Source organism: Paraburkholderia sp. Ac-20342, from assembly GCF_017104985.1.
Classification (GTDB): Bacteria; Pseudomonadota; Gammaproteobacteria; order Burkholderiales; family Burkholderiaceae; genus Paraburkholderia.
Genome location: NZ_JAAGPQ010000001.1, coordinates 1 through 20,604 on the forward strand (window position 1 = coordinate 1; position 20,604 = coordinate 20,604).

The following is a 20,604-nucleotide window of genomic DNA, read 5'->3' on the forward strand; positions in this document are numbered from 1 at the left end:
TGTGCTGTGCCGCCCGCGCCGAACAGCACCGCCGCGCGCCATGCGGGCTCGGCCTCGAAGCACGCGAACGCGGCGCCGAGCGCCTGTGCGATCGGGCGGTCGACCGCGTTGCGCCGCGCGGGCCGGTCGAGCACGATCGTAGCGAGGCCTTTGTCCTCATTTGTCTCGATTCTCACGTGTTCATTGAAATGCCGAGTGGCTATCATCGTTATGTACCTTGTAGGTCGGGGCTTGCCCGTTGGTATGGGCGGCGTGGCGGCATGCTTATGCAGCGCGATTAATCCGGTAGGCTGTCATGTTTCTTTCACATCCGGCTCGTAGCGTGAGCGCTCTATTTATGCGCTGGCGGCCTTCCGCCAGCTTGCCGAGCCCGCCTTTGTCCTTGCCTTTGCCCACTTCATCATCAACTGATGCGCCGATCTCCGCCGAAACGGTCTGGATCGTGCCGCTAAGCGCGCATTCATGGTACGACCATGTGCGACTCAAACGCGTGTTCGTCACCGACGGCACCCGCCACCAGGTGGTGCTCGTCGATCTTCGCAAGCTGCTTGTCTGCGCCGATCGCGACAACACCGACTATGTGCTCAAGCCGGTCGCCGAATGGCATACGGGCAAGGTGCGCGGGATTCGCGAGTTTCTCGATCCCGAGAGCCCGCGTATTCCGCAGATGCCCTACGTGACGATCACCACGCGCCGCGCGCCGGGGCTGCTCGGCTGGTTCGGTCTCGAACGCGAGGGCGTGGTGGCGTTCCGCAACGGCCAGCACCGCGCGCGCTATCTGGCCGAGGCCGGGGCGCGCTGGTGTCCGGTGGAAGTGCACGAGCGCGAGGCGGCGCTGCTGCGCGAGCTGTGCGGTGCGGCCGACGACGCCCGCACCGCGATTCGCGCGACCGGGCCGGACCGCGACCAAGGCGAGTAGCCCGGACGACCGGTTCGGGCGGGCCTGAAGTTCGCGTCTGAAGTTCCCACCTGACGTTTGCACCTGAAGTTCGCGCTTGCCTCTACTTCGCTGCTACCCCGCCGCTTGCACGACATTGCACGGCGTGCCGGCCTGCCATGCCGCGATATTCGCGAGCGTGGTCTGCGCGATCTCGTTCATCGCCTCGCGCGTGAAGAACGCCTGGTGCGCGGTGACGATCACGTTCGGGAACATCAGCAGACGCGCGAGCACGTCGTCCTGCAGCGGCAGATTCGAGTGGTCCTCGAAGAAGATGCCGCCTTCCTCTTCGTAGACGTCGAGCCCGAGATGGCCGAGCTGGCCGTCCTTCAACGCGCCGACCAGCGCGTTCGCCTCGACGAGCCCGCCGCGCCCGGTGTTGATCAGCATCGCGCCGCGCTTCATCTTCGCCAGCGCGGCGCCGTCGATCAGATGGTAGGTGGCCGGCAGCAGCGGGCAATGCAGACTGACGACGTCGGATTCGGCCAGCAGCGTGTCGAGCGGCACGTAGCGCGCGCCGAGCGCGAGCAGGTCGGCAGCGGGCGTGCCCGGATCGTGCGCGAGCACCTGCATGCCGAAGCCCGCCATGATGCGCCCGAATACGCGGCCGATGATGCCCGTGCCGATCACGCCGACCGTTTTGCCGTGCAGATCGAAGCCGAGCAGCCCGTGCAGCGAGAAGTCGCCCTCGCGGGTGCGAGCGACCGCGCGCGGCAGGCGCCGGTTCAGCGCGAGGATCAGCCCGACCGCATGTTCGGCGACCGCATGCGGCGAGTAGGCCGGCACGCGCGCGACCAGCATGCCGAGCCGTTCGGCCGCCGCGAGGTCGACGTGATTGAAGCCCGCCGAGCGCAGCGCGATCATGCGCGTGCCGCCGGCATGAAGCCGTTCGAGCGTGGCGGCGTCGACCGTGTCGTTGACGAACGGGCAGACCACTTCGTAGCCCGCGGCGAGGACCGCGGTTTCGCGATCGAGATGGGATTCCTGGAAATGCAGCTCGTAGCCGTGCGCGGCATTGGCTTCGGTGAACGTGTCGCTATCGTATTGACGGCAGCTGAACAGGATCATGCGCATATCGGACTCCGAAGAAGACATGTTCAGGCGTTTGTTTTCGCGAAATCGGCCCGCGTCAACAATAAGACTGACGGGGCTGCGGAACTGCAATATTGCTTGAAAAGCATTCCGGACGAGGCCTGTTCAATCAGGCCGAAAGAACTCCGCCAATAGCGGATTATCTGTTTCACGATATTAGGCGACTTCGCGAGGAAAGAGCGACTGTCCGGCGTGCGGGAGATCGTTTCGGCTTGCCACACCGCAACGACGCTGCGCGATCTGGCAATTTTGCCGAGTCGTCGGCTATTCGCATCGCGACGACGTGCTCGACCGGCTGCTCGGCGAATTGCCGGGTGGTGTGAAGAAGGAACTGCACTAGCACGACGAGTCGGTCACGACCTAGCCCGGCAGGCTCAAGTTCATCGACCGGCTCGTCGCCGACAGCCGCATGATCGCGCTCAAGATGAAGTAACTGTACCGGCGCGCGGGCCGATACAGCACTGCCCAGGCATGCGTGCCGAAAAACTTGCGCAATCGCGCGGTTCGGTGAATGATCGGACGAACGGCCTCGCTGGCTTAACCGCCACGAGGCCGTTCGTTCCCTTGCGCCTGAATATTCACGTACCGATCATGCCGATTTCCTCATCCTCTACCGTTGCTTCGTCCGTCCCCTGTCCGGTTGTCGAATCGCTCGACGCCATCCTTCCCGAAGAACCGCTGCTGATGATGGGCGCCGGCCCCGTGCCGATTCCCGCCGCCGTCGCCAAGGCCAATGCGATCGTCATCAATCACCTCGGCGGCACGATGGCGAAGGTCGTGAACCAGGTGAAGACGATGGCGCGCTATGTGTTCCAGACGCAGTCGAAGTGGGTGCTCGGCGTCGCGGGACCGGGATCGGGCGCGATGGAGATGGCGATCTCCAATCTCGCGTGGGAAGGCACGCGCATGCTGTGCATCAAGAACGGCTTCTTCAGCGATCGCATGGCCGACATGGGCCGGCGCGTCGGCGCGCGCGTGAGCGTGCTCGAGGTCGCGGACCGCACGGTCGCGAGTCTCGAACAGGTGGCCGAGGCGATCCGCCGCGAGCGTCCCGAGGTCGTGACGGTCGTGCAGGGGGAAACCTCGAACACGGTGTGGAACCATCATCTGAAGGACATCGCCGCCATTGCGAAGGAAGCGGGCGCGCTCGTGATCGTCGACGCGGTTTGCACCTTGAGCACGATGCCGCTCGAAATGGACGCGTGGGGTATCGACGCGGTGATTACGGGCGGGCAGAAGGGGCTGTCGTCGATTCCGGGCGTCTCGCTGATCGCGTTTTCCGATGCGGCCTGGGCGCGCGTGAAAGGCCGCACGGTGCCGAATACGCACTGGTGCCTCGACGCGTCGCTCGCGGAAAACTTCTGGCACAACGCCGGTTATCACTACACGGCGCCGGTGTCGGGCGTGCTCGCCTTGCACGAGGCGTTGCGGCTCGTGTGCGCCGAGACGCTCGAAAAGCGCTTCGCGCGCCATCTGAAATGCTCGCTCGCGTTGCAGCAAGGCGTGACGGCAATGGGCCTGCAACTGTATGCGCCGGAAAATTGCCGGCTCAATTCGGTGGTCGGCATCGAGGTGCCAGACGGCCTGAGTCCCGCCGACGTGTGCGCGCATATCTCGCGGCAGCATCAGGTGGAAATCTCCGGCTCGTTCGGTTTGCCGATCGTGCGCATCGGGCAGATGGGCGAGCAGTGCCGCGAACACAATCTGTTCCGCACGGTGCATGCGCTCGGCCGCACGATGGTCGATCTCGGCGTCAAGGTCGATTTGCCGGCGGGCGTGGCGGCGTTGGAGCGGGGGGTGTCGGGGGGACGCTAGGGGGCGCTAAAGGAGCGTCACGGTCGGCCGGGTTTCTCCCGGCTGTATCGCGGGCGCTTGCCGATGCGGCGTGCGCGGCGATGGCGGCCTTCGTGTTCCGCAGGTCCTTCGCATTCGAGAGGCTTATGCGCGCCCTCTCGAAGGCAGCGACTCGTACACGTCGCGAATGCGCCGATAGTGAACGTCGGCGGAGAATTGCTGCTCGGCTTTACGGCGCGCGGCGCGGCCCATATCGTTGCGGCCGCGCTGTGCCCAGATTTTTTCCACGTAGTGCTTGAGCGACGGCACGTCGCGCGGCTCGAATACGTAGCCGTCTTCACCGTGTTCGATCAGTTCCGGTATGCCGCCGATGTTCGACCCGATGACCGGCCGGCCGCATGAAAAACTTTCGAGGATCGAGATCGGGCAATTCTCGTAGGCTTCGGCCGGCAGAATGGCCGCGGCGCTTCCGCCGACGAGCGAGTACAGTTCGCTCCCGCTTTTGAATCCGGTGAAACGGATGTTGGGGCTGGCCGCCGCGAGTGCTCGCGCGTCGGCAAGAAAACTGCCTTCCCCGACGATGACGAGAGGCACGTCCGGCAATTGCCGGAATGCTTCGATCAGCGTGCCGATGCCTTTCGAGCGCTCGATTCTGCCGAAATAAACCATATAGCGTCCGGCTTCGGACTGCGGTACGAATTGTTCGAGATGAACGAAATTCGGCACGACCGTGATCCTGTTCGCATCGATTCCGTTGGCCTGCATTTTCGCGGCGAAGAATCGGCTCACCGCGACGAAGCGATCGATCGCATCCACGCTGCCGAGCCAGCGCGAAACGTAGGCTTCGGATGTCGAGATCGCGCTGCGCAGATAGGAGCCGCGATTGCACCGATGTACCAGCGCATGCCAGTAGTCGCGCCCATGGCAAAGCTCGCATGGCTTGCCGTCGCGGCTGCACGTATAGACCGGGCAGATCAGCTTGTAGTCATGGACCGTTTGCACGATGGGAATGCCGGCGTCCTTCAACACGGGAAGAATCGATCCCGTGAGCTTTCCATAATAGATATGCAGATGGGCTACGTCGAATTGCCGCACCGAAAGAAGCGAGCGGAGATTGCGCTTCGCCGCCTGCGAATAATGGAAACGGGCGACATCCATCACCGACGGCGCTTCGAAATCCGCTGCTGCCGGAAAGAACTTCGACCACTCGGAAGGCAGGTCCTTTTCGCTACGCGCGCAGAAGGGCACAACCCCATGGCCGCGCTGCGCGAGCAGTTCGCCGAGGGACAGAAAGTAGCTGTCCGAGCCGCCTTTGATAAAGAAATTCTGCGAGACGTTCAGGATGGTCGAGGGTATCGTCATGGTCGAAGCGTTTTCTGGTGCGGGCGAGGTATTGCGGTAGCGCGCCGGTCCTCAGTCGGATAGATAGCGCTCCGAACTCTCGATATGCCGCGAAAACATGCCGGCCAGAAAGTAGAAAAGCGACATCACGAGGAAGTTGTTCACGATGTTGTCGGAAAAGAAATAGATGAACAGGAAGATCGCGGGTATGGACAGGAAGCGGATTCCCATCCGCCTGACGATCAGAACGTTCATCGCGATGAAGCAGGCCAGCATGCCCGGTCCGAGTTCGAAGAAGAACCGGATGTAGTCGTTGTGCGGAAGCAGCTTGAGATCGGTCAAACGCAAACTGCTCGTGACGCCAAAGCCGAACAGTTGCTGCGTGAGCGAGCCGTCGGCGTAGAGCGTGAACAGATTGATCCAGTGCTTGAGCCGGAAGATCAGCGAAATGTCGCTGGTGCCGACCGCTTCGTAGATCTCTTCGTAGCTCATCGCGCCGAGTCCCCAGAGTCCTCCTGCCTGATCCATCACACGGGACAGCGACGTGAAAGCGACGGTGGCGCGCGTCACGACCTCCAGCTCGCTGCCGAACAGCATCACGAACGCAGCGGCAAGCGAGCCCAGCAAGACAATCCGCAGCACGTTGAAGCCGAGATAGACCAGGTAGAGCGCGAGCAGAATCGCCAGCATCGCGCCCAGCGTCTTGAAGGCGATCGCGCAGGCGAGCAGATAGAGCGTGACGATCCAGTGGCGGGCGCCGCCTAGCATCAGCGTCCACGAACTGACGACGGCAAACAGAATGGCGTTGTTGCGATTGGCGAAGAACGAGAGCGAGATTTCGTCGAGCGGATCGAAGCTCGAACCGCCGTACAGATCCCGCAACGAGAACGCGACGGGCAGTGCGACGAACAGCACGACCATCAGCCTGCCGGGTGCGCGTTCGAGAAAGTCCGCTTCGGTCGTGGTGCCGGCGAGGAAGAACAGGAAAATCGCCAATATTTTCAGGCTTTCGCCGATGTTTTCCTGCCCCGCGTTCAACGTCAGGTTTCCTAGTGAAAAGAACGCGGTGAATCCCAGCAGAATCGTGCAGGTGCGATCGAGCTGATGGATTCTTGTCGCCAGCAGTATGCCGATGTACAGCACGAAGGCGATCGCATAAGCGTCGGAGGCGAGCTTGAGCGCGTCGCTGCCGCCCGAGAGCGACCATATCAGCAGGATGAGGATGTAGCCGAACTCCCAGCGCAGCAGCGACAGATATGAAAAACGCTGGCTCGAATGAGTCAGCCCGGCGGCCGCGTGCAGATCCATCCGGTTTTCGCTGGAATCGTAGGGCGTCGTCATGCCGGCCGGCCTGTCAGGATGTGCCGGCCGGCATTGCGCGAAAAGGCGCGCAAGGCGAACCAGAGATGATCGAGCCGGCTACGATGGCGCACATTGAGTACACAGGCGGCGACCTGGAAGAACAGCAACGTGTAGCGGCAGAGGTCGGCGCGCCGTTCGAGACGTGGCCACAGGAAGTTCCTCAGCCGCTCGGGATCGATCGCCGCCCCCGCCTCCGACCAGTTGAGAAGGGCGACGGCCAGATGGGCGCGCCGTTGCGGCTCGCGCGACGCACGACCGATCTGCGCATCGTGAATCCGGTAGCGAACGAGCGGCTGGGCGATATTGCAGAGCTTGCCGTGCTGCGCGAGCACCGACCACAGGCGGTAGTCCTCGGCGAATTGATACCGTGCGTCATAGCGCAGATCGTGATCGCGAAGCGTGCTGGCGCGCAGCATGACGCTAGGGTGTCCGAAGCAGGTGCCGAACAGCAGGGACGCTTTGCACATGGCGTCGTGGCGAGGAAATTGCAGCGATCCGGTGACGGCGCCGAACTTGAGCAGGTCGCTGCCGCAGGCGACCACCGCGGGGTCGCGCTTCAGCACGGCCAACTGGATTTCGAAGCGCCGCGGCAAGGCAATGTCGTCTGCGTCCATGCGGGCGATGAATTCCGCGCTGGCGAGTTCGAGCCCGAAGTTCAAGGCGGCAACGATGCCGCGGTTCAGCGTATTGAAGAGCGCAATGCGCGCGTCGCGTGCAGCGTAGGACTCGACGATCGCGCGGGTGCCGTCACTCGATCCGTCGTTGATGACGAGGAGTTCGAAGTCGGGCATCGATTGAGCGAGAATCGAGTCGATGGCTTCCGCAATGTGCGTTTCGCCGTTGAACACCGGCAGAACGACGGACACGGCCGGCCGCTGCGCTCTCGCCATGTTCCGGTTGCACGCCACGTCGACCATCGCGTGATTCATCTGTTTCCTCCTGGGCTCGCGCGAAACCGGAGCCGTGATTCACGTGTTCGGTGATGGCTGGGACGGCTTGCGGGATGTCTGGCCGCGAACCCATGTCCGGGTCGTGCCGAGCAGATGTTTGATACGAAACGCGAGTAATCCGAGCGGGCTCGTCGCGATTTCGAAGCTCTCGTTCGGCGAGACGTTATTGCTGCTCCAATAGACCTTGAACCGCTCGGTGCCGACGCCGAGATCGACGTCGAATCCCCGTTCGAATGCACGCTCCATTTCTATTTCCCTCACGAGCAGGCCGGGCTCGAATTTGGCGTACCGTTTGTCGAAGGCGCCGATCAGGTTGGTCTGGCTCGTTTTGCCCATGCCGATGAGGTTGGCGGCAATCGGCTCTCCGTCGAGCGTGACGATGAACAGGTGAGCTTTCGAGAGCTCGTCGGCTGAATTCAGCAACGCGATGAGATAGCGCTGATACGTGGGCGATGCGAGCCATGTCGAGGCTTTTCCCCGGCTCGATGCCCAGTCGCGCTTGGTCGTGAGGATCCACTCGATCCACTTTTCGAAAGAGTCCGAGTCTTCCATGCCGAGTTGCCGGATGACCAGATTGCCTTCTTTGGCGAGCCGGCGATAGCGTGCGCCGGGCAGTTTTTTCTCCAGTCTGCCAAGGCCGGTGCAAAAGGTATTCCAGTCCATGGAACGCGGGAAGACCACTTTCATCGAAATGTCGTTCGACATCGCCATGATCCGCGCATGCCGCGATGCATGTTCATGCAAGGGCGTGCCGGTGTCGACATAGGGCACGATGAAGAGGTCGGCGCTGCAACGCTTGCACGCTGCTTCCCAGGCGCTCGCAATCGCGCGCGATTTATGCGGGCCTTCCGTGACCAGCATGCTGGTGTGCTCGATCGTTCCAGGGGTGAGCGGATCGAGTACGTTCCAGAACAGACGCCGATGGCTGACCAGCGGCCAGACAAGCAGGAGTTTTCCGTTCTCGCGGTAGACGACGCAGTGTAACCGTCTGCCGAGCGGCTGCGCGACCTGGGTCCAGCACAGGAGGCAAACGGTGAAGGCCTGAAAGTGAAGCCCATTGGCCTCGCTCCACAATGCGTCCCATTCGGCTTGCAGCGACTGGAAGACCGCAGGATCGGTCACGACGACGATTTCAGAAGTACTTGCGCCCATGCGCTCTCCTCGCGACGACGCCAGCCTGTCGAGGCTGGCTTCATGTGTTCGTGAACCGGTTTGAGTTGCGCGTCGATCCGGGATCGAATGCCGCGCGGGAATGTCAGCGAGCGCTTATTGATGGTCCTGGCCGTAGTCCTGTACGTATGCGTGAGTGCCGTAACGGCGCGCCAGTTCATAGTTGGCCGCGTGGACCTTGACCGCATTGAGCAGAATGCCGCTGACTTTCGCACCCGATTGCGCGAGGCGCTTGACCGCCGCGTCGATCTCTCCCTTCAGCGTTTCGCCGAAACGCGCGACCAGAAAGATCGTTCCCGCGACGGGCACCATCATGCCGATGTCCGACACGGCGAGAATCGCGGGCGCGTCGATCAGCACCATGTCGTAGTGCCGCGATGCGTACTCGACCGTTTCCGCGAAGCGTCCGCTCGTCAGCAGATCCGCGGCGTTCGGCGGGTAGATGCCGGTCTGCAGCAGATCGAGATTGCGCTGGACGTTTTTGACGACGACGTCCTGCAGCGAGCAGCGGTTCGACAGCACGTCCGCGAGGCCGTCCCCGCGGGCGACGCCCAGATGCTGTTCGAGGCGGCCCTTGCGCAGGTCGCCGTCGATCAGCAGCACGCGCTTGCCGCCTGCGCCAAGCACCGTCGCCAGGTTGACGGACAGGAAGGACTTGCCGATGCCGGGCAGCGGGCCGGCCAGCATGACGACGTTGTTGCGCGCGCCGACGGCGGCGAACTGCAACGCGGAGCGCAACATGCGCAGACTTTCGATCGCGGGATCGTGCGGGTGGCAAGTCGCGAGGGGCAACTGCTGCGGCAAGCCGGCTGCGGCGCGCCGCATGATCGCCGCCTGTTTTTCGCTGAACGGAATTGTCGCGTAGACGCTCAAGCCGGTGGACGATTCGATGTCCTCCGTATCGGTCACACCGCGAAACAGCCGGTCGCGAGCCAAGGCCACACCGGCGCCGAGCAGCAGCCCGCCCATCAGTCCGGCCGCGAGAACGAGCAGTTTCACGGGCTTGACCGGGCGCAGCGGCACCTCGGCTGAATCGACGAGTTGCACGGAGCCCGCGGTGCCCGCGCTGAGCACCTGCATCTCCTGAATCTTGCTGCGCATCGCGGAGTAGAGTTCCTCGCTGATGCGCAGGTCCCGCAGCCGCCGGAGCGCATCCTGCTCGGTGAGCGGCATCTGTCTGATCTTGCCGTTCAGCCGGTTGATGGCCTGCTGCGTCGTAGTGATCTGCTGGTCGATTGCGGTGACGTCGGCGGACGAGGCCGAAAACGTCGCGAGTTTCTGTTCGCGCGTGCGCTGCAGTCCCACGAGTTGCGCCGTTTCGTCCGCGAGCTGTTTGGCGAGCAGATGGCTTTCCTCGCTGATGTCGATGATGCCGTGCTGATTGCGATAGGTGTTATAGGCCGTCTCGGCCTCGTTGACCTGTGCCTTCATCTGCGGCAGTTGTTCGTTCAGACGGGTGAGCGATGCCTTGGCGATATCCGACTTGAGCTTGATGTTCCATTGCAGGTATTGCTCGCCGATTTCGCCGATGGTCTGCGCGATCCTTTGCGGATCGTTGCCTCTGAGCGAGGCCATCAGAATGCCTGATTTATTGCCTTGCTCCGTGACCTTGACAGCTTTCTGCAATTCGTCGACCACCAGTTGCTCCGGCCGGCGCTGAATCATGAACTCTCCACCCGGCGCGCTATGGATTGCCTCGACGAGCAGGGTGATCGGTCCCGCATGCGAGACGAACTGCTCAGCTACGCCGATTTTGCCTGTTACCGCCGCGGGCAGGCCCGGGCCTGTCAGTTCGTACTGGTTGTTTGCGAGCGTCCGCAGACGGAACGTTTTTCCCCGGAATTGCTCGGGCACCTCGAAATTGCTTACCTCGATGGTTTCGTTGCCCCATACGAAACCGCCCAGACCCAATATTCCCGGCGTCGAAAGATCATTGGCCTGCCGTGCGATGGCCGCTCCGATAAGAGGGAAATAGTGGGGTGACGCCTCGATATAGAGCTTCGACTGCGTGACCGCCTTCCATAGAATATTTCGCGAATCGAGTAGTTGAGCTTCGCGTTCGGCGGAGGATTTTTCGTTGAAAGGTCGCGACACATAATTGAGCAGATCTTTTTGAGCGGCCGATGCGGTGTCGCCGGTTTCGTCGATCTTGACCAGAATGTGTGACTCGTACACCGGAGGACTCAGGAACGCGTAGCCGCAGGCGAGCAAAAACACGATGGCCGCGATGGCGCCAATCATGGTTTTGTGACGAAGCAGCGTTTCGAGCAGCGTCGTCATATTTATTTCATCCGGACGCGCGCGAGGTTTGCCGCGTGTCTGCTCTGCCTGCCTCATAGTCACCTCATGGAGAAATGCTGTGCCGCTTCCTGCGGGAAATACACGCGAGGCCCAGCGGATTGAACCGGCGATTGCGCCGGGACTGGCCTCGCAGCATGGATACGGCGTAGTGGGAAGAGCGGATTCCACCACGGCGCAACACTAGCATTGGTATCCGGCCCGCTGTGCGTGCCAAGCCACATTGAACCATCGTTTATGTCGAGCCTGAATCCTTTTAATCCGACAAATTATCTGGCTTTATACGCCATGGCGGAATTTAATATCCTGGATTATTCGTGTGAAAATATGAATGATTTTCCGGGTGGAATGATGATTTGTAATGAAAAATTGACACCTTAATTTTGAGATATAAATTTCATATGAATCAAGGTTAACCCGCCGGGTTGAAATTTGCCGAGGGAAAAGTTCGCTAGCGCACATAGCCGGAAAATGCCGAGGTTCTATGATCGTTCCCGTTTGTTTTGAAGCGGACCGGATAGTAAAAATTAAATCGGCGAGCGGATATCAACGAATGGGTGGCGTAATTCGCATAAGAGTATGAAAATCCCCGGTCTTCCGGTGTTGGGTCCGCCGTATATGGAGTAACGCCGTCTGAAATATCTCTTAAATCAGTCTTCATAATTCCGTGCGGCATATTTCGATTCGCACACGCCGTTCACGAATCGACGCAGGCGCAAATCAAAACTGAAAACGAGACGATCTATCGATCGGGTCGACGCACGTCTGTCGATCCGCTCGGGAAGAAGCAGATGCCGCTCTTCGCTGCTTCCGGCGAACTCGATTCGAGCCGCGCCGGTAGGCGCGCGAGTGGGATCGTCTGCGTGAAAAACAGACGTTGCGCCGCCGCGCGGTCATTTGCGCCCGGAGCTAAATGTATGACAGGCAACAAAACGATCGCCATTCTTGGTACGCGTGGAATACCGGCACGTCATGGAGGATTCGAAACGTTTGCGGAACGGCTTGCGTTTCATTTGCGCGATCATGGCTGGACCGTGACTGTGTATTGTCAGGGCACGAGAGGAATGCGGCAGCCTGTCGACGACACATGGCAGGGCATTCACCGCATCACGTTTCCGGTGAGCCGCGAGGGCGCGGCCGCGACGCTGGAGTTCGACTGGACCTGTGTTCGCGACGTGGTCAGGAGCCGGCCCGGTGTTGCATTGACGCTCGGCTATAACACCGCGCTCTTCTGCTTATGGATGCGGCTGCGCGGCGTAAAAAATATCATCAACATGGACGGCCTCGAATGGCGGCGCGACAAGTGGCGCAAACACGAGCGTGCGTGGCTATGGCTCAATGAGCGCATTGGTTGCTGGGTCGGGGATCATCTGGTCGCCGATCACCCGGTGATTGCAGATCATCTGTCGACGCGCGTGTCTCGCAGCAAGATCACGACCATTACTTATGGCGCGGATCGTATCGAGCATGCCAGTCCGGACCGGCTGAGGGAGTTATCCCTGACTGCGGACAGGTACGGCATTCTGATCGGCAGACCCGAGCCCGAGAACTCCATACTCGAAGTAGTCCGGGCGTTTTCGCACAAACGGCGCGGCGCCAAACTGGTGGTGCTCGGCAATTATGAGCCGGGCAAGCGGCCTTATCACCGTCGCGTGATGGAGGCGGCAAGCGACGAAGTGGTCTTTCCCGGCGCGGTTTATGAAACCGAGATGATACGGTCACTCAGGTATTACGCGAGGTTCTATCTTCACGGACACAAGGTGGGGGGAACCAACCCGTCGCTGGTCGAGGCGTTGGGTGCCGGAAGTGCCATCATCGCGCACGATAACCCGTTCAACAGATGGGTCGCGGGCTCGGAGAACCGCTACTTTTCATCGACGAGCCAGTGCGAACGTCATATCGAAGATCTGTTGCGGGACGATTCGGCGGTCGCGAAAATGCGCGCGGTCAGCCGGGAACGCTTCGCGAGCATGTTTCAATGGTCCGGCATTCTCGACGAGTACGAGACGTTACTGGAGCGCTATTGCGACAATGCCAGCGAGCCGCTGGCATTCAAGCCGCAGAAGCGGCTTTGATTGACGCCGGGTGTCAGTTCTCGGGCGCCGCGCCGGCGCCTTTTGCCCGTTGCAGCCGGTTTGCCGTCGTTTCGACCATTGACTGCGTGTTTCGATAAAGGCGGCGAAACGTCGCGTAGCCGGGTTGCAGCCGGCGTATCTCGAAGCGGCGCACCAGCTTTCCGCCAAATCCGGACAGGAAGGTGAGGATTCCCTGGCTTGAGACCCCATCGAAATCGAATACCAGCTGCCGTTCATGCGCCAGCCGGATGGCTGACCAGATGAGAAGGCTGACCGCACCGCCATGCGTATCCTGTCTGCGGGAGCACAGCAAATAATAGAGCGCGGTGTCGTCGAACACGACGGCAATCGCGGCCTGCAATACGCCGTCCTTGCTGTAGCAGCCCAGCATCTTGCCCGCGTCGCGCCCGACGGCCTGAGCAAGCAGCGCTCTCATGACCGCCGAGCCGTAAATATTGCGTTGTTGACGCGCCGCGAGATTGGCGTCGTAGAAGCGGACGAATTCATCGGCGTCGAGTATTTCCTTGACGCTCAACTGTTCCGAAGCGCGGCGAATCACATTACGCGTATTCGCGCGCATGCGAGCCCAAACCTCCGGCTCGGTTTGTTGCGGAAAAATTCTCAGCGTGAAGTTGACGAGTACCGTGAAGCGGTTAAAGGTAAAGGCAATCGCTTCCGCTTCCGAAACATCCGGGTCCAGCAACTGCTCGAACAGATCGCAGCCAGGTAGCTGCCGTATCAGCTTGTCGCAGACGTTGAAGCGGTGCCGCCATTCATCTTCGGCATGACCGGTTGACGATCTGATGACGGGGCCGAGGCAGCGAGTGAGCGGTGGCATTTCGGAGACTTTCCAGAACCCCTTTTTAACGAGCGTATAGGGCATTTCGCCGATGACCTCGTTATTCTCCACGACTTTGACGAGATGCCAATTGCCGCCTGTGGCGATGTCGAGCCACCACGGTTCGTGAAAGATCGAGTGTCCAATGAAGCTGGGCCGGGATTTCTGAGCGGGCCGGACGATATCGGCTCCGCTTTGCGCGATCCCGGGGTTCATGAAATGCTCAGTTGAGTTGATTAGCGGAAAGCGATCGATAGCCATTGGGTGCTGTGCTCACTTGTGCGGTTTACGAACAGCGAATCCAATACATGTCTGGAAGTTCACACGCGCCACGCCAGGCTTCGGACATGGATTCTATTTGTCGTGCTCCTCATTTCTTCTTGTCGGAGACGTAGCGGAATGACTGCGTGAATTCTATTACGTTTGCCTGTCATAAAGAGTGCGGAATCGCACGATGGAATGGAGGAATAGCGCACTGGGAAGCGACACCTTATTTAAGCATTCCAGATGGAAATGCGGCGCGTGGATTCATTTCACGCGTACACCTCAGCTAGTTCGCCTGCGAGCGGGCAGGCGCCGTGCAACAACCCAATAAAAGGTGGCGGTCCGGTAGTTATTGATCTAACGTCTGATCGAGGCAGGTTGGCCGTACGCTCATGCGGCGGTGGAGGGCGTCCTTGTGAGTTCGCGTTGGAAGATGTCTGCTGTTCGATTCGGGTAAATCGACATGAAAAAGAGTCTGAAGTTTGCCGCCTGTGTGCTTCTGCTCGTCGTGGTGAGAGCATCGGGGCAGTCGGCAGTTGCGTTGCAGTCGAGCATTGTCGACGCGGTCCAGCAGATGCACATGCCGAACGAGGGTAGGCCAAGCGGTGTGCCGCCGTCGTACAGCTGGCAGACTCAACCGGTCGTCCAGGCCGGTAACAGCCCTCCGGCCGGATTCCATGCGATCACAGGATGGGGGCAGATATTTCTCGTTGCCGGAGCCGCGCCGGTGTCGCTAAACGTGTCGCTGAGAAATTTTCGCACCTATCTGCTCAGCACATCCGGCAAGCTGCAGTTGATTCAGTCCACCAATACGCTGGATGGCGCGCAATTCAATCCGGACTACCAGGGCAACATCAATATCCCGGCGGATATCCGTCTGGATTCGGGCGGTTACACGTCGGTCATGACGAATCCCAAGGCGGCATTCCATTTCTGGCCAACGGCCGGCAAGGTGAATTTCGATTCGAGCAATCTCGCGGGCATCCTGGTGGCGGTCGAGGCTCGAATCAATCCGGCGACAGGACAAACCGCCGCGGAGGTCGACAATCGATACGTGCTGTCGGTCGGCGCGGATTACTGGGCGGGCGTCAATTCCGTGTGGGACAACTATCGCAGCAGTGCCGGCGTTGCCGTGGGACGGTTCCAGTTTCTGACCACCGAATGGCAATGCTTCACGATGACGACGATTTTCGCGCGCAATCGGACGGCACAGACAACGCTTTTCTCGTGTTAGCAGGCCTCGAAGCCGGGCCGCATCAAAGGTTCGGGCCGGAGAGCGAATTCGACGAGGACGTCTTGCCTATTTTGCCGGTGCGATAGGCGTTCTGGCCATAAATGACACACCAGAAGACGAGAAGCGCCACCGCGTTTGCCGTGAACGGCGCATACATGATCCAGATTCTGGGCATGATGAATGGCGACACCGCAATGGCAAGCAGCGTCATGGCCTGCTTGATCAGAATCAGCCGATACCGGCGCGCGGCAATGAACCAGGTGTTCAGCCCGTCGTCGGCGAACATCACGATCGAGCAACCGGCGGCGTAGATCATCACAGGCGCGCCGGCCACGAATTTCGGGCCGTAGATCAGAAGAAACACCGCCGGTCCCACGAACAGGCTGCATACGAAAGCGACGGCCGCGAGCGCGCTCAGATAAACCCCGAGCCGGAGCGCTTTCTGGCGAAGCTGTGCTTCATTTCTCGCGATGAACACCATGCTGGGTGCGAGCGCGAGAGAGAGCGCCGCGCCGACGGAATTCCACTGCTCGACGAGCGAGGCTGCTGCCGCGTAGATACCCAGATCGGCTTTCGACATCAGCATGCCGAGCAGAACGCGGTCTATTCTCAGGATCAGGATGCCCGCGGCGACGGCCGGCCAGAATTTGAGCCCGCGCGTTACCAATGTTTTCGTCACGACTGTATCGCCGAGAAGCGACTTCGGTGTACTGAGCGCTAACTTGCGATAGCGGCGAAATGGCCCGGCCGCGGCCACGATGGCCTCGATGGGCCACGCGATCGAGGCAAACAGCGCGCCGGCCGAAAGGTGAGCGGCGAGAAACAGCCACAGTACCCGGACGCCGCTTGCCAGCGTCTTGGCGCGGGTGATGATCCATGGGCTTTTTTCGGCGTAGGCCATCAGCGAGCCGAGTGCGATCGGTTCCACGATGAGCAGGAAGCTTGCCACGATGGCGAGTTCGGCGCCGGCCCGCGCCATCAGGAACCATGCGCCCACGCAAAAGATCAGCATGACGCCGAGTGTCGAAAAGAGGCGCAGACGGAACGCGCGATAAAACACGATATGGCGCAGCCGCGGATGTTTGCCGAAGATCGGCGCGACGGATTGCGCGCTGAACAGAAGGGCGGTGCTTCCGACCACCGCCGCTAGCGACAACGCGAATTGCAATTCGCCGAACAGGCGCGCGCCGTAGATATTGGCAAAAAGATGATTGCTGGCGATCGCCGCGAGTGTTCCCACGACTTTTTCGCACAATACGCCTGTAAGCGACGAGAAAAGGAGGCGACCTAATGGTTTCACGATACCTCTTCAACCTGTACGTCGTGAAAGCGTGTTGCGTGAAATGAGCCGGACGCGATCGGAGGGAATCCGGCGCAAGGAAGCGAAATCACGTCATCCGTTTTCATTCTTCGTACCGGTTGAGTTTGACCTTCGCGCTCTGTGTATCGGAGGAGCGGGGGTGTGTTAAATCCGATGAGTCGGTCTTCTGACTGGTGAGTGCTCGTGTTGCTCGATACTTCCTTTCAGGAAGCGAGTAGAGATAGGCCGCCAATGAAATGTGGTCCTGTCCGAATTGCGCGATTGTTCCGGACAGGCAAGCGGATTGCGCAACGTTGAATGTGTCTCGTGTTTCAGTCAGTTTCGTGCGGGAACCGGTGCGCAATAGTTCATGACGGTCCGGGCAGGGCCCGTGTCACGCAAACGCAATCGGGAGATACAGACAGCCAGGGGAACTGCCCGTTCGATCCTGCACGGGCAGATACGCGAGACCTATGGCTTTATAGCGTGAGAGTTTGAACGGGAACGTGTCCTGTCGCACATTCCGCCATGACATTCAAAATCTCTAAATTACGCTGTATTGGGCAGACCTGAGAAATGACGCGAATCGGCAGATCGACCGGAGCTTTGACTCTTATGTCGTGGTAACGCGTCGGTCTGGAAATTTCTGCTGGTTTGCGCTGCGGGCGCTATGAGCGGGTTGGAGGTGCTGTGCGAAGCCGGGAGGAACTACTGATCCTGGAGCGCCGGCGGGACGAATACGAACGTCCTGGCCGGCTCGATCGAAACGCATCGATAGCGGGGGAGCGAGGACTCACTGCACTGCGGACAGATTCCCCACCTTCGCATTCCGCAAATACAGCACCGTCGACAACACCACCGCCGCGGCCGCGGCCGCCGCCGCGAACAGAAATACCGAGCCATAGCCGAACTCGCCCGCGATATACCCGGCCAACGGCCCGGTAATGCCGAGCGACAGATCGAGAAACACCGAATACGCCGACAGCGCCGCGCCGCGGCTCGCGGGCGGCACGAGTCCGACCGCCTCGACGCCGAGCGCCGGGAACACGAGCGCGAAGCCGAAGCCGGTCAGCGCGGCGCCCGCGAGCGCGACGTGCGGCTCGGGCGCGAGCCACAGCATCAGGAGACCCGCGCACTCGAACACGAACGACGCAATCGCGACGCGGAACCCGCCGTAGGTCTTGATCGTGTTCGCGAACAGCAGGCGCGCGCCGATAAACAGCGTGCCGAACAGCGTCAGCGAGAGTGCCGCATTCGGCCAGTGCCGCGCCGCATAGAACAGCGTGATGAAAGTCGCGATCGAGCCGAAGCCGGCCGAGCCGAGCGCGAGGCCGATGCCGTGCGGCAGCACGCGCGTGAACACGCTGCGGTACGACATCCGCTCGCCGTGGACCAGCGGCACCGGCGCGATCAGCCGCGCGACGTAGTAGCCGAGCGCCGCGAGCGCGATCACCAGAATGCCGAGCGTGGTAAAGCCGATGGCATGCGAAATCGCCACGCCGAGCGGCGCGCCGATCGCGAGCGCGCCGTAGGTCGCAATGCCGTTCCACGAAATCACGCGCGCGTTGTTGGCCGTGCCCACCCGGCCGATGCCCCACAGAATCGCGCCGGTGCCGCACAGGCTCTCGCCGAAACCGAGCACGAGGCGGCCGCAGACGAGCAGCGCGAGGCTCAGCACCGGCCAGTGGCTCGTCAGCGCCGCGAGCAGCAGGAACACGCCGCTTGCGCCACAGCCGAGCAGCCCGATCGACACCGTGCGCTTCGGCCCGAGCGTGTCGGCCGAGCGGCCCGCGAGCGGCCGCGAGGCGAGCGTCGCGATGTATTGCACGCTGATCGCCGCGCCCGCCAGCACCGCGCTATAGCCGAGGTCGTCGTGCACGTAGCCGGGCAGCACCGCGAGCGGAATGCCGATCGTCAGATAGCAAAGGAAGGTGAAAAAAACGACCGGAATGATCTGCAGGGTCGTCGCAAATTCGCTGCGGTTGGGCGCGGAGTCGGTGGACATCGGGAAAACGAGACTTGAAATCGGCGGGAAGGCGTGATTCTCCCATGGAACCGATCCCCTTGCAGAGTTTGCTCAAAAATCGGTCAGATCGACCGGCCTGCCGGATTCATATAAAGGTCCGTTTTGCCGTGCCGGCGTGGGCTTGCAGGGGCTGGGAGCCGGCACCTGTCGTTGCCCTGAGTGGCAATAAATCAATAAAAAATATACAAAAGTGGCAAAAATACATTGCCAACATAAGCACGGTACCACGCAAATTCATCCCGATATCGTCTTGCGGATATGTCCCGCATGCGAATCGCGCTATGGGTTGCCTTTATTGACGGTGATAGTTTTCGAATCATCGCCGTGGCGCGTGCGCGCGGGCACCCAACAGAAGAGAGCAACGAGACATGACTGAGCCGATCCGCTTCTATCACCGCAACGCGATCCGCGAGATCAAAGACGCGCCCGTCACCCGCACGGTGTTGCAGTATCTGCGCGAGGACGCGCATTGCACCGGCACCAAGGAAGGCTGCGCGGAGGGCGACTGCGGCGCCTGCACGGTCGTGATCGGCGAGCGCAACGCGGCGGGCGGCGTCGACTTCAAGGCGGTCAACGCCTGCATCCAGTTCGTGCCGACGCTCGACGGCCGCGCGCTTTTCACGGTCGAAGACCTGCGTCAGCCGGACGGCGCGCTGCATCCGGTCCAGCAGGCGATGGTCGATTGCCACGGCTCGCAGTGCGGCTTCTGCACGCCGGGCTTCATCATGTCGATGTGGGCGCTCTACGAGAAGCACGGCCACGAACAGGGCTGCGCGAATCGCTCCGTGCCGTCGCGCGAGGCGATCGGCAATGCGCTCACGGGCAATCTGTGCCGCTGCACCGGCTACCGGCCGATCGTCGATGCGGCCGAGCGCATGTTCGAGGCGCCTGCGCCGAAAGCGCCGGTCGACGTGAAGGCGCTGGCCGCCGCGCTGGCATCGATCGAGCGCAGCGAGACGTTCCGCTACGAGCACGCCGGCCAGCAATTCGCCGCGCCGCGCACGGTTGCGGCGCTCGCGCAGATCAAGGAACAGGCGCCGGCCGCGCGCATTCTCGCGGGCAGCACCGACATCGGCCTGTGGGTCACCAAGCAGATGCGCGAGCTCGGCAACCTCGTCTATGTCGGGCAGATCGCCGAGCTGCAAAAGCTCGCAACCGGCGACGACTGGATCGAAATCGGCGCGGGTGTCAGCGTCGAAAAAGCGTATGCGGAGATCGCGAAGCAGTATCCGGAGCTGACCGAAATGTGGCAGCGCTTCGCCTCGCTGCCGATCCGCAATGCCGGCACGCTCGGCGGCAATATCGCCAACGGCTCGCCGATCGGCGATTCGATGCCGGGCCTGATCGCGCTCGGCGCACGCGTGATCGTGCGCGGCGGCGAGATCGAGCGCGAGATGCCGCTCGAAGACCTGTACCTCGCCTATCAGAAGAAGGACATGGCCGAGCACGAGTTCGTGGTCGGCCTGAAGGTGCCGACGCGCGGCGGCGCGCGCGCGAACCTGCGCTTTCGCACCTACAAGCTCTCGAAGCGTTTCGATTCGGATATCTCGGCTGTCTGCGCGGCGTTCTCGTTCATCGCCGATGGCGACGTGATCCGCGAGCCGCGCATCGCGTTCGGCGGCATGGCCGCGACGCCGAAGCGCGCGCTCCATGCCGAAGCCGTGCTGCGCGATGCCGAATGGCACGAGGCGACCGCGCAGGCCGCGATGCTCGCGCTCGGCAACGACTATGCGCCGCTCACCGATATGCGCGCGACCAGCGACTATCGCCTCGAAGCGGCGAAGAACACGCTGTACCGCTTCTGGCTCGAAACGCGCACGAATCGTCCGCTGCCGAAGAACGCGCTCGACGTGCGCGCGGTCGCGCCGGCCGGCGCGAGCGCTTGAGCCCGGCGAGCCCCGCGAGCCCAACGCGCGCTTAAGA

14 protein-coding genes and 1 pseudogene are annotated in these 20,604 nt (G+C 61.4%); 5 read left to right on the top strand and 10 right to left on the bottom strand.

The genetic code is table 11. From position 1 onward, the window contains the following. Positions 1–206, bottom strand: a pseudogene (locus tag G3N58_RS33935) (enoyl-CoA hydratase); the annotation flags it as partial. Positions 207–295: 89 nt separating this feature from the next. Here G3N58_RS33935 and G3N58_RS00005 point away from each other — a divergent pair. Further along, entirely contained in the window at positions 296–919 is a 624-nt protein-coding gene (locus G3N58_RS00005) for a hypothetical protein (RefSeq protein WP_167036181.1), read from the top strand. Between the two features lie 93 nt (positions 920–1,012). On the opposite strand, the gene G3N58_RS00010 is transcribed toward G3N58_RS00005, so the two are convergent. Further along, positions 1,013–2,011: a 2-hydroxyacid dehydrogenase gene (locus tag G3N58_RS00010; RefSeq protein ID WP_205998191.1), complete on the bottom strand. Its 999-nt coding sequence runs from the start codon at positions 2,009–2,011 to the stop codon at positions 1,013–1,015. A gap of 609 nt (positions 2,012–2,620) precedes the next feature. On the opposite strand from G3N58_RS00010, the gene G3N58_RS00015 reads away from it, so the two are divergent. Further along, entirely contained in the window at positions 2,621–3,844 is a 1,224-nt protein-coding gene (locus G3N58_RS00015; RefSeq protein ID WP_167036187.1) for an alanine--glyoxylate aminotransferase family protein, read from the top strand. Between the two features lie 123 nt (positions 3,845–3,967). Here G3N58_RS00015 and G3N58_RS00020 read toward each other — a convergent pair whose 3' ends face one another. From G3N58_RS00020 to G3N58_RS00040, 5 genes are all read right to left on the bottom strand, one after another. After that, positions 3,968–5,185 (bottom strand): glycosyltransferase family 4 protein, encoded by a 1,218-nt coding sequence (locus G3N58_RS00020; RefSeq protein WP_167036190.1) that lies wholly within the window; start codon positions 5,183–5,185, stop codon positions 3,968–3,970. A gap of 51 nt (positions 5,186–5,236) precedes the next feature. Beyond that, the gene (locus G3N58_RS00025; RefSeq protein WP_205998192.1) at positions 5,237–6,505 is read right to left on the bottom strand and encodes a hypothetical protein; all 1,269 of its coding nucleotides are present in this window, start codon (positions 6,503–6,505) and stop codon (positions 5,237–5,239) included. Continuing rightward, complete coding sequence (locus G3N58_RS00030) at positions 6,502–7,455, bottom strand: glycosyltransferase family A protein (RefSeq protein WP_205998193.1); 954 nt, start codon at positions 7,453–7,455, stop codon at positions 6,502–6,504. Before G3N58_RS00030 ends, G3N58_RS00025 begins: the two co-directional genes overlap by 4 nt. 39 nt (positions 7,456–7,494) lie before the next feature. Beyond that, a complete protein-coding gene (locus tag G3N58_RS00035) occupies positions 7,495–8,628 on the bottom strand; it encodes a GNAT family N-acetyltransferase (protein WP_167036199.1) in 1,134 nt (377 codons plus the stop codon). A gap of 114 nt (positions 8,629–8,742) precedes the next feature. Then, positions 8,743–10,926, bottom strand: a complete 2,184-nt coding sequence (locus G3N58_RS00040; protein ID WP_205998194.1) for a polysaccharide biosynthesis tyrosine autokinase — start codon at positions 10,924–10,926, stop codon at positions 8,743–8,745. An 809-nt stretch (positions 10,927–11,735) separates the two neighbouring features. On the opposite strand from G3N58_RS00040, the gene G3N58_RS00045 reads away from it, so the two are divergent. Continuing rightward, entirely contained in the window at positions 11,736–13,019 is a 1,284-nt protein-coding gene (locus tag G3N58_RS00045) for a DUF1972 domain-containing protein (RefSeq protein WP_240158604.1), read from the top strand. Between the two features lie 13 nt (positions 13,020–13,032). Here the strand turns inward: G3N58_RS00045 and G3N58_RS00050 are convergent, their stop codons facing one another. Continuing rightward, positions 13,033–14,118: a GNAT family N-acetyltransferase gene (locus G3N58_RS00050; RefSeq protein ID WP_167282185.1), complete on the bottom strand. Its 1,086-nt coding sequence runs from the start codon at positions 14,116–14,118 to the stop codon at positions 13,033–13,035. A 466-nt stretch (positions 14,119–14,584) separates the two neighbouring features. Between G3N58_RS00050 and G3N58_RS00055 the strand changes: the two genes are divergently transcribed. After that, positions 14,585–15,355 (top strand): hypothetical protein, encoded by a 771-nt coding sequence (locus tag G3N58_RS00055; RefSeq protein ID WP_167036209.1) that lies wholly within the window; start codon positions 14,585–14,587, stop codon positions 15,353–15,355. A gap of 22 nt (positions 15,356–15,377) precedes the next feature. On the opposite strand, the gene G3N58_RS00060 is transcribed toward G3N58_RS00055, so the two are convergent. Further along, positions 15,378–16,595: a hypothetical protein gene (locus G3N58_RS00060; RefSeq protein WP_167036212.1), complete on the bottom strand. Its 1,218-nt coding sequence runs from the start codon at positions 16,593–16,595 to the stop codon at positions 15,378–15,380. 853 nt (positions 16,596–17,448) lie between these two features. After that, positions 17,449–18,660: an MFS transporter gene (locus tag G3N58_RS00065; RefSeq protein ID WP_167036215.1), complete on the bottom strand. Its 1,212-nt coding sequence runs from the start codon at positions 18,658–18,660 to the stop codon at positions 17,449–17,451. Positions 18,661–19,049: 389 nt separating this feature from the next. Here G3N58_RS00065 and xdhA point away from each other — a divergent pair, with 389 nt between their 5' ends. Continuing rightward, on the top strand, positions 19,050–20,567 hold the full coding sequence (gene xdhA, locus G3N58_RS00070; RefSeq protein ID WP_167036218.1) for a xanthine dehydrogenase small subunit: 1,518 nt from the start codon (positions 19,050–19,052) through the stop codon (positions 20,565–20,567). Positions 20,568–20,604: the final 37 nt, after the last annotated feature.

Coding starts and splice junctions, on each gene's coding strand:
- G3N58_RS00065 (WP_167036215.1), bottom strand. CDS start 18,660: ATGTCCACCGACTCCGCGCCCAACCGCAGCGAATTTGCGACGACCCTG.
- G3N58_RS00025 (WP_205998192.1), bottom strand. CDS start 6,505: ATGACGACGCCCTACGATTCCAGCGAAAACCGGATGGATCTGCACGCG.
- G3N58_RS00035 (WP_167036199.1), bottom strand. CDS start 8,628: ATGGGCGCAAGTACTTCTGAAATCGTCGTCGTGACCGATCCTGCGGTC.
- G3N58_RS00015 (WP_167036187.1), top strand. CDS start 2,621: ATGCCGATTTCCTCATCCTCTACCGTTGCTTCGTCCGTCCCCTGTCCG.
- G3N58_RS00055 (WP_167036209.1), top strand. CDS start 14,585: ATGAAAAAGAGTCTGAAGTTTGCCGCCTGTGTGCTTCTGCTCGTCGTG.
- xdhA (WP_167036218.1), top strand. CDS start 19,050: ATGACTGAGCCGATCCGCTTCTATCACCGCAACGCGATCCGCGAGATC.
- G3N58_RS00005 (WP_167036181.1), top strand. CDS start 296: ATGTTTCTTTCACATCCGGCTCGTAGCGTGAGCGCTCTATTTATGCGC.
- G3N58_RS00010 (WP_205998191.1), bottom strand. CDS start 2,011: ATGCGCATGATCCTGTTCAGCTGCCGTCAATACGATAGCGACACGTTC.
- G3N58_RS00040 (WP_205998194.1), bottom strand. CDS start 10,926: ATGACGACGCTGCTCGAAACGCTGCTTCGTCACAAAACCATGATTGGC.
- G3N58_RS00020 (WP_167036190.1), bottom strand. CDS start 5,185: ATGACGATACCCTCGACCATCCTGAACGTCTCGCAGAATTTCTTTATC.
- G3N58_RS00030 (WP_205998193.1), bottom strand. CDS start 7,455: ATGAATCACGCGATGGTCGACGTGGCGTGCAACCGGAACATGGCGAGA.
- G3N58_RS00050 (WP_167282185.1), bottom strand. CDS start 14,118: ATGGCTATCGATCGCTTTCCGCTAATCAACTCAACTGAGCATTTCATG.
- G3N58_RS00045 (WP_240158604.1), top strand. CDS start 11,736: ATGCCGCTCTTCGCTGCTTCCGGCGAACTCGATTCGAGCCGCGCCGGT.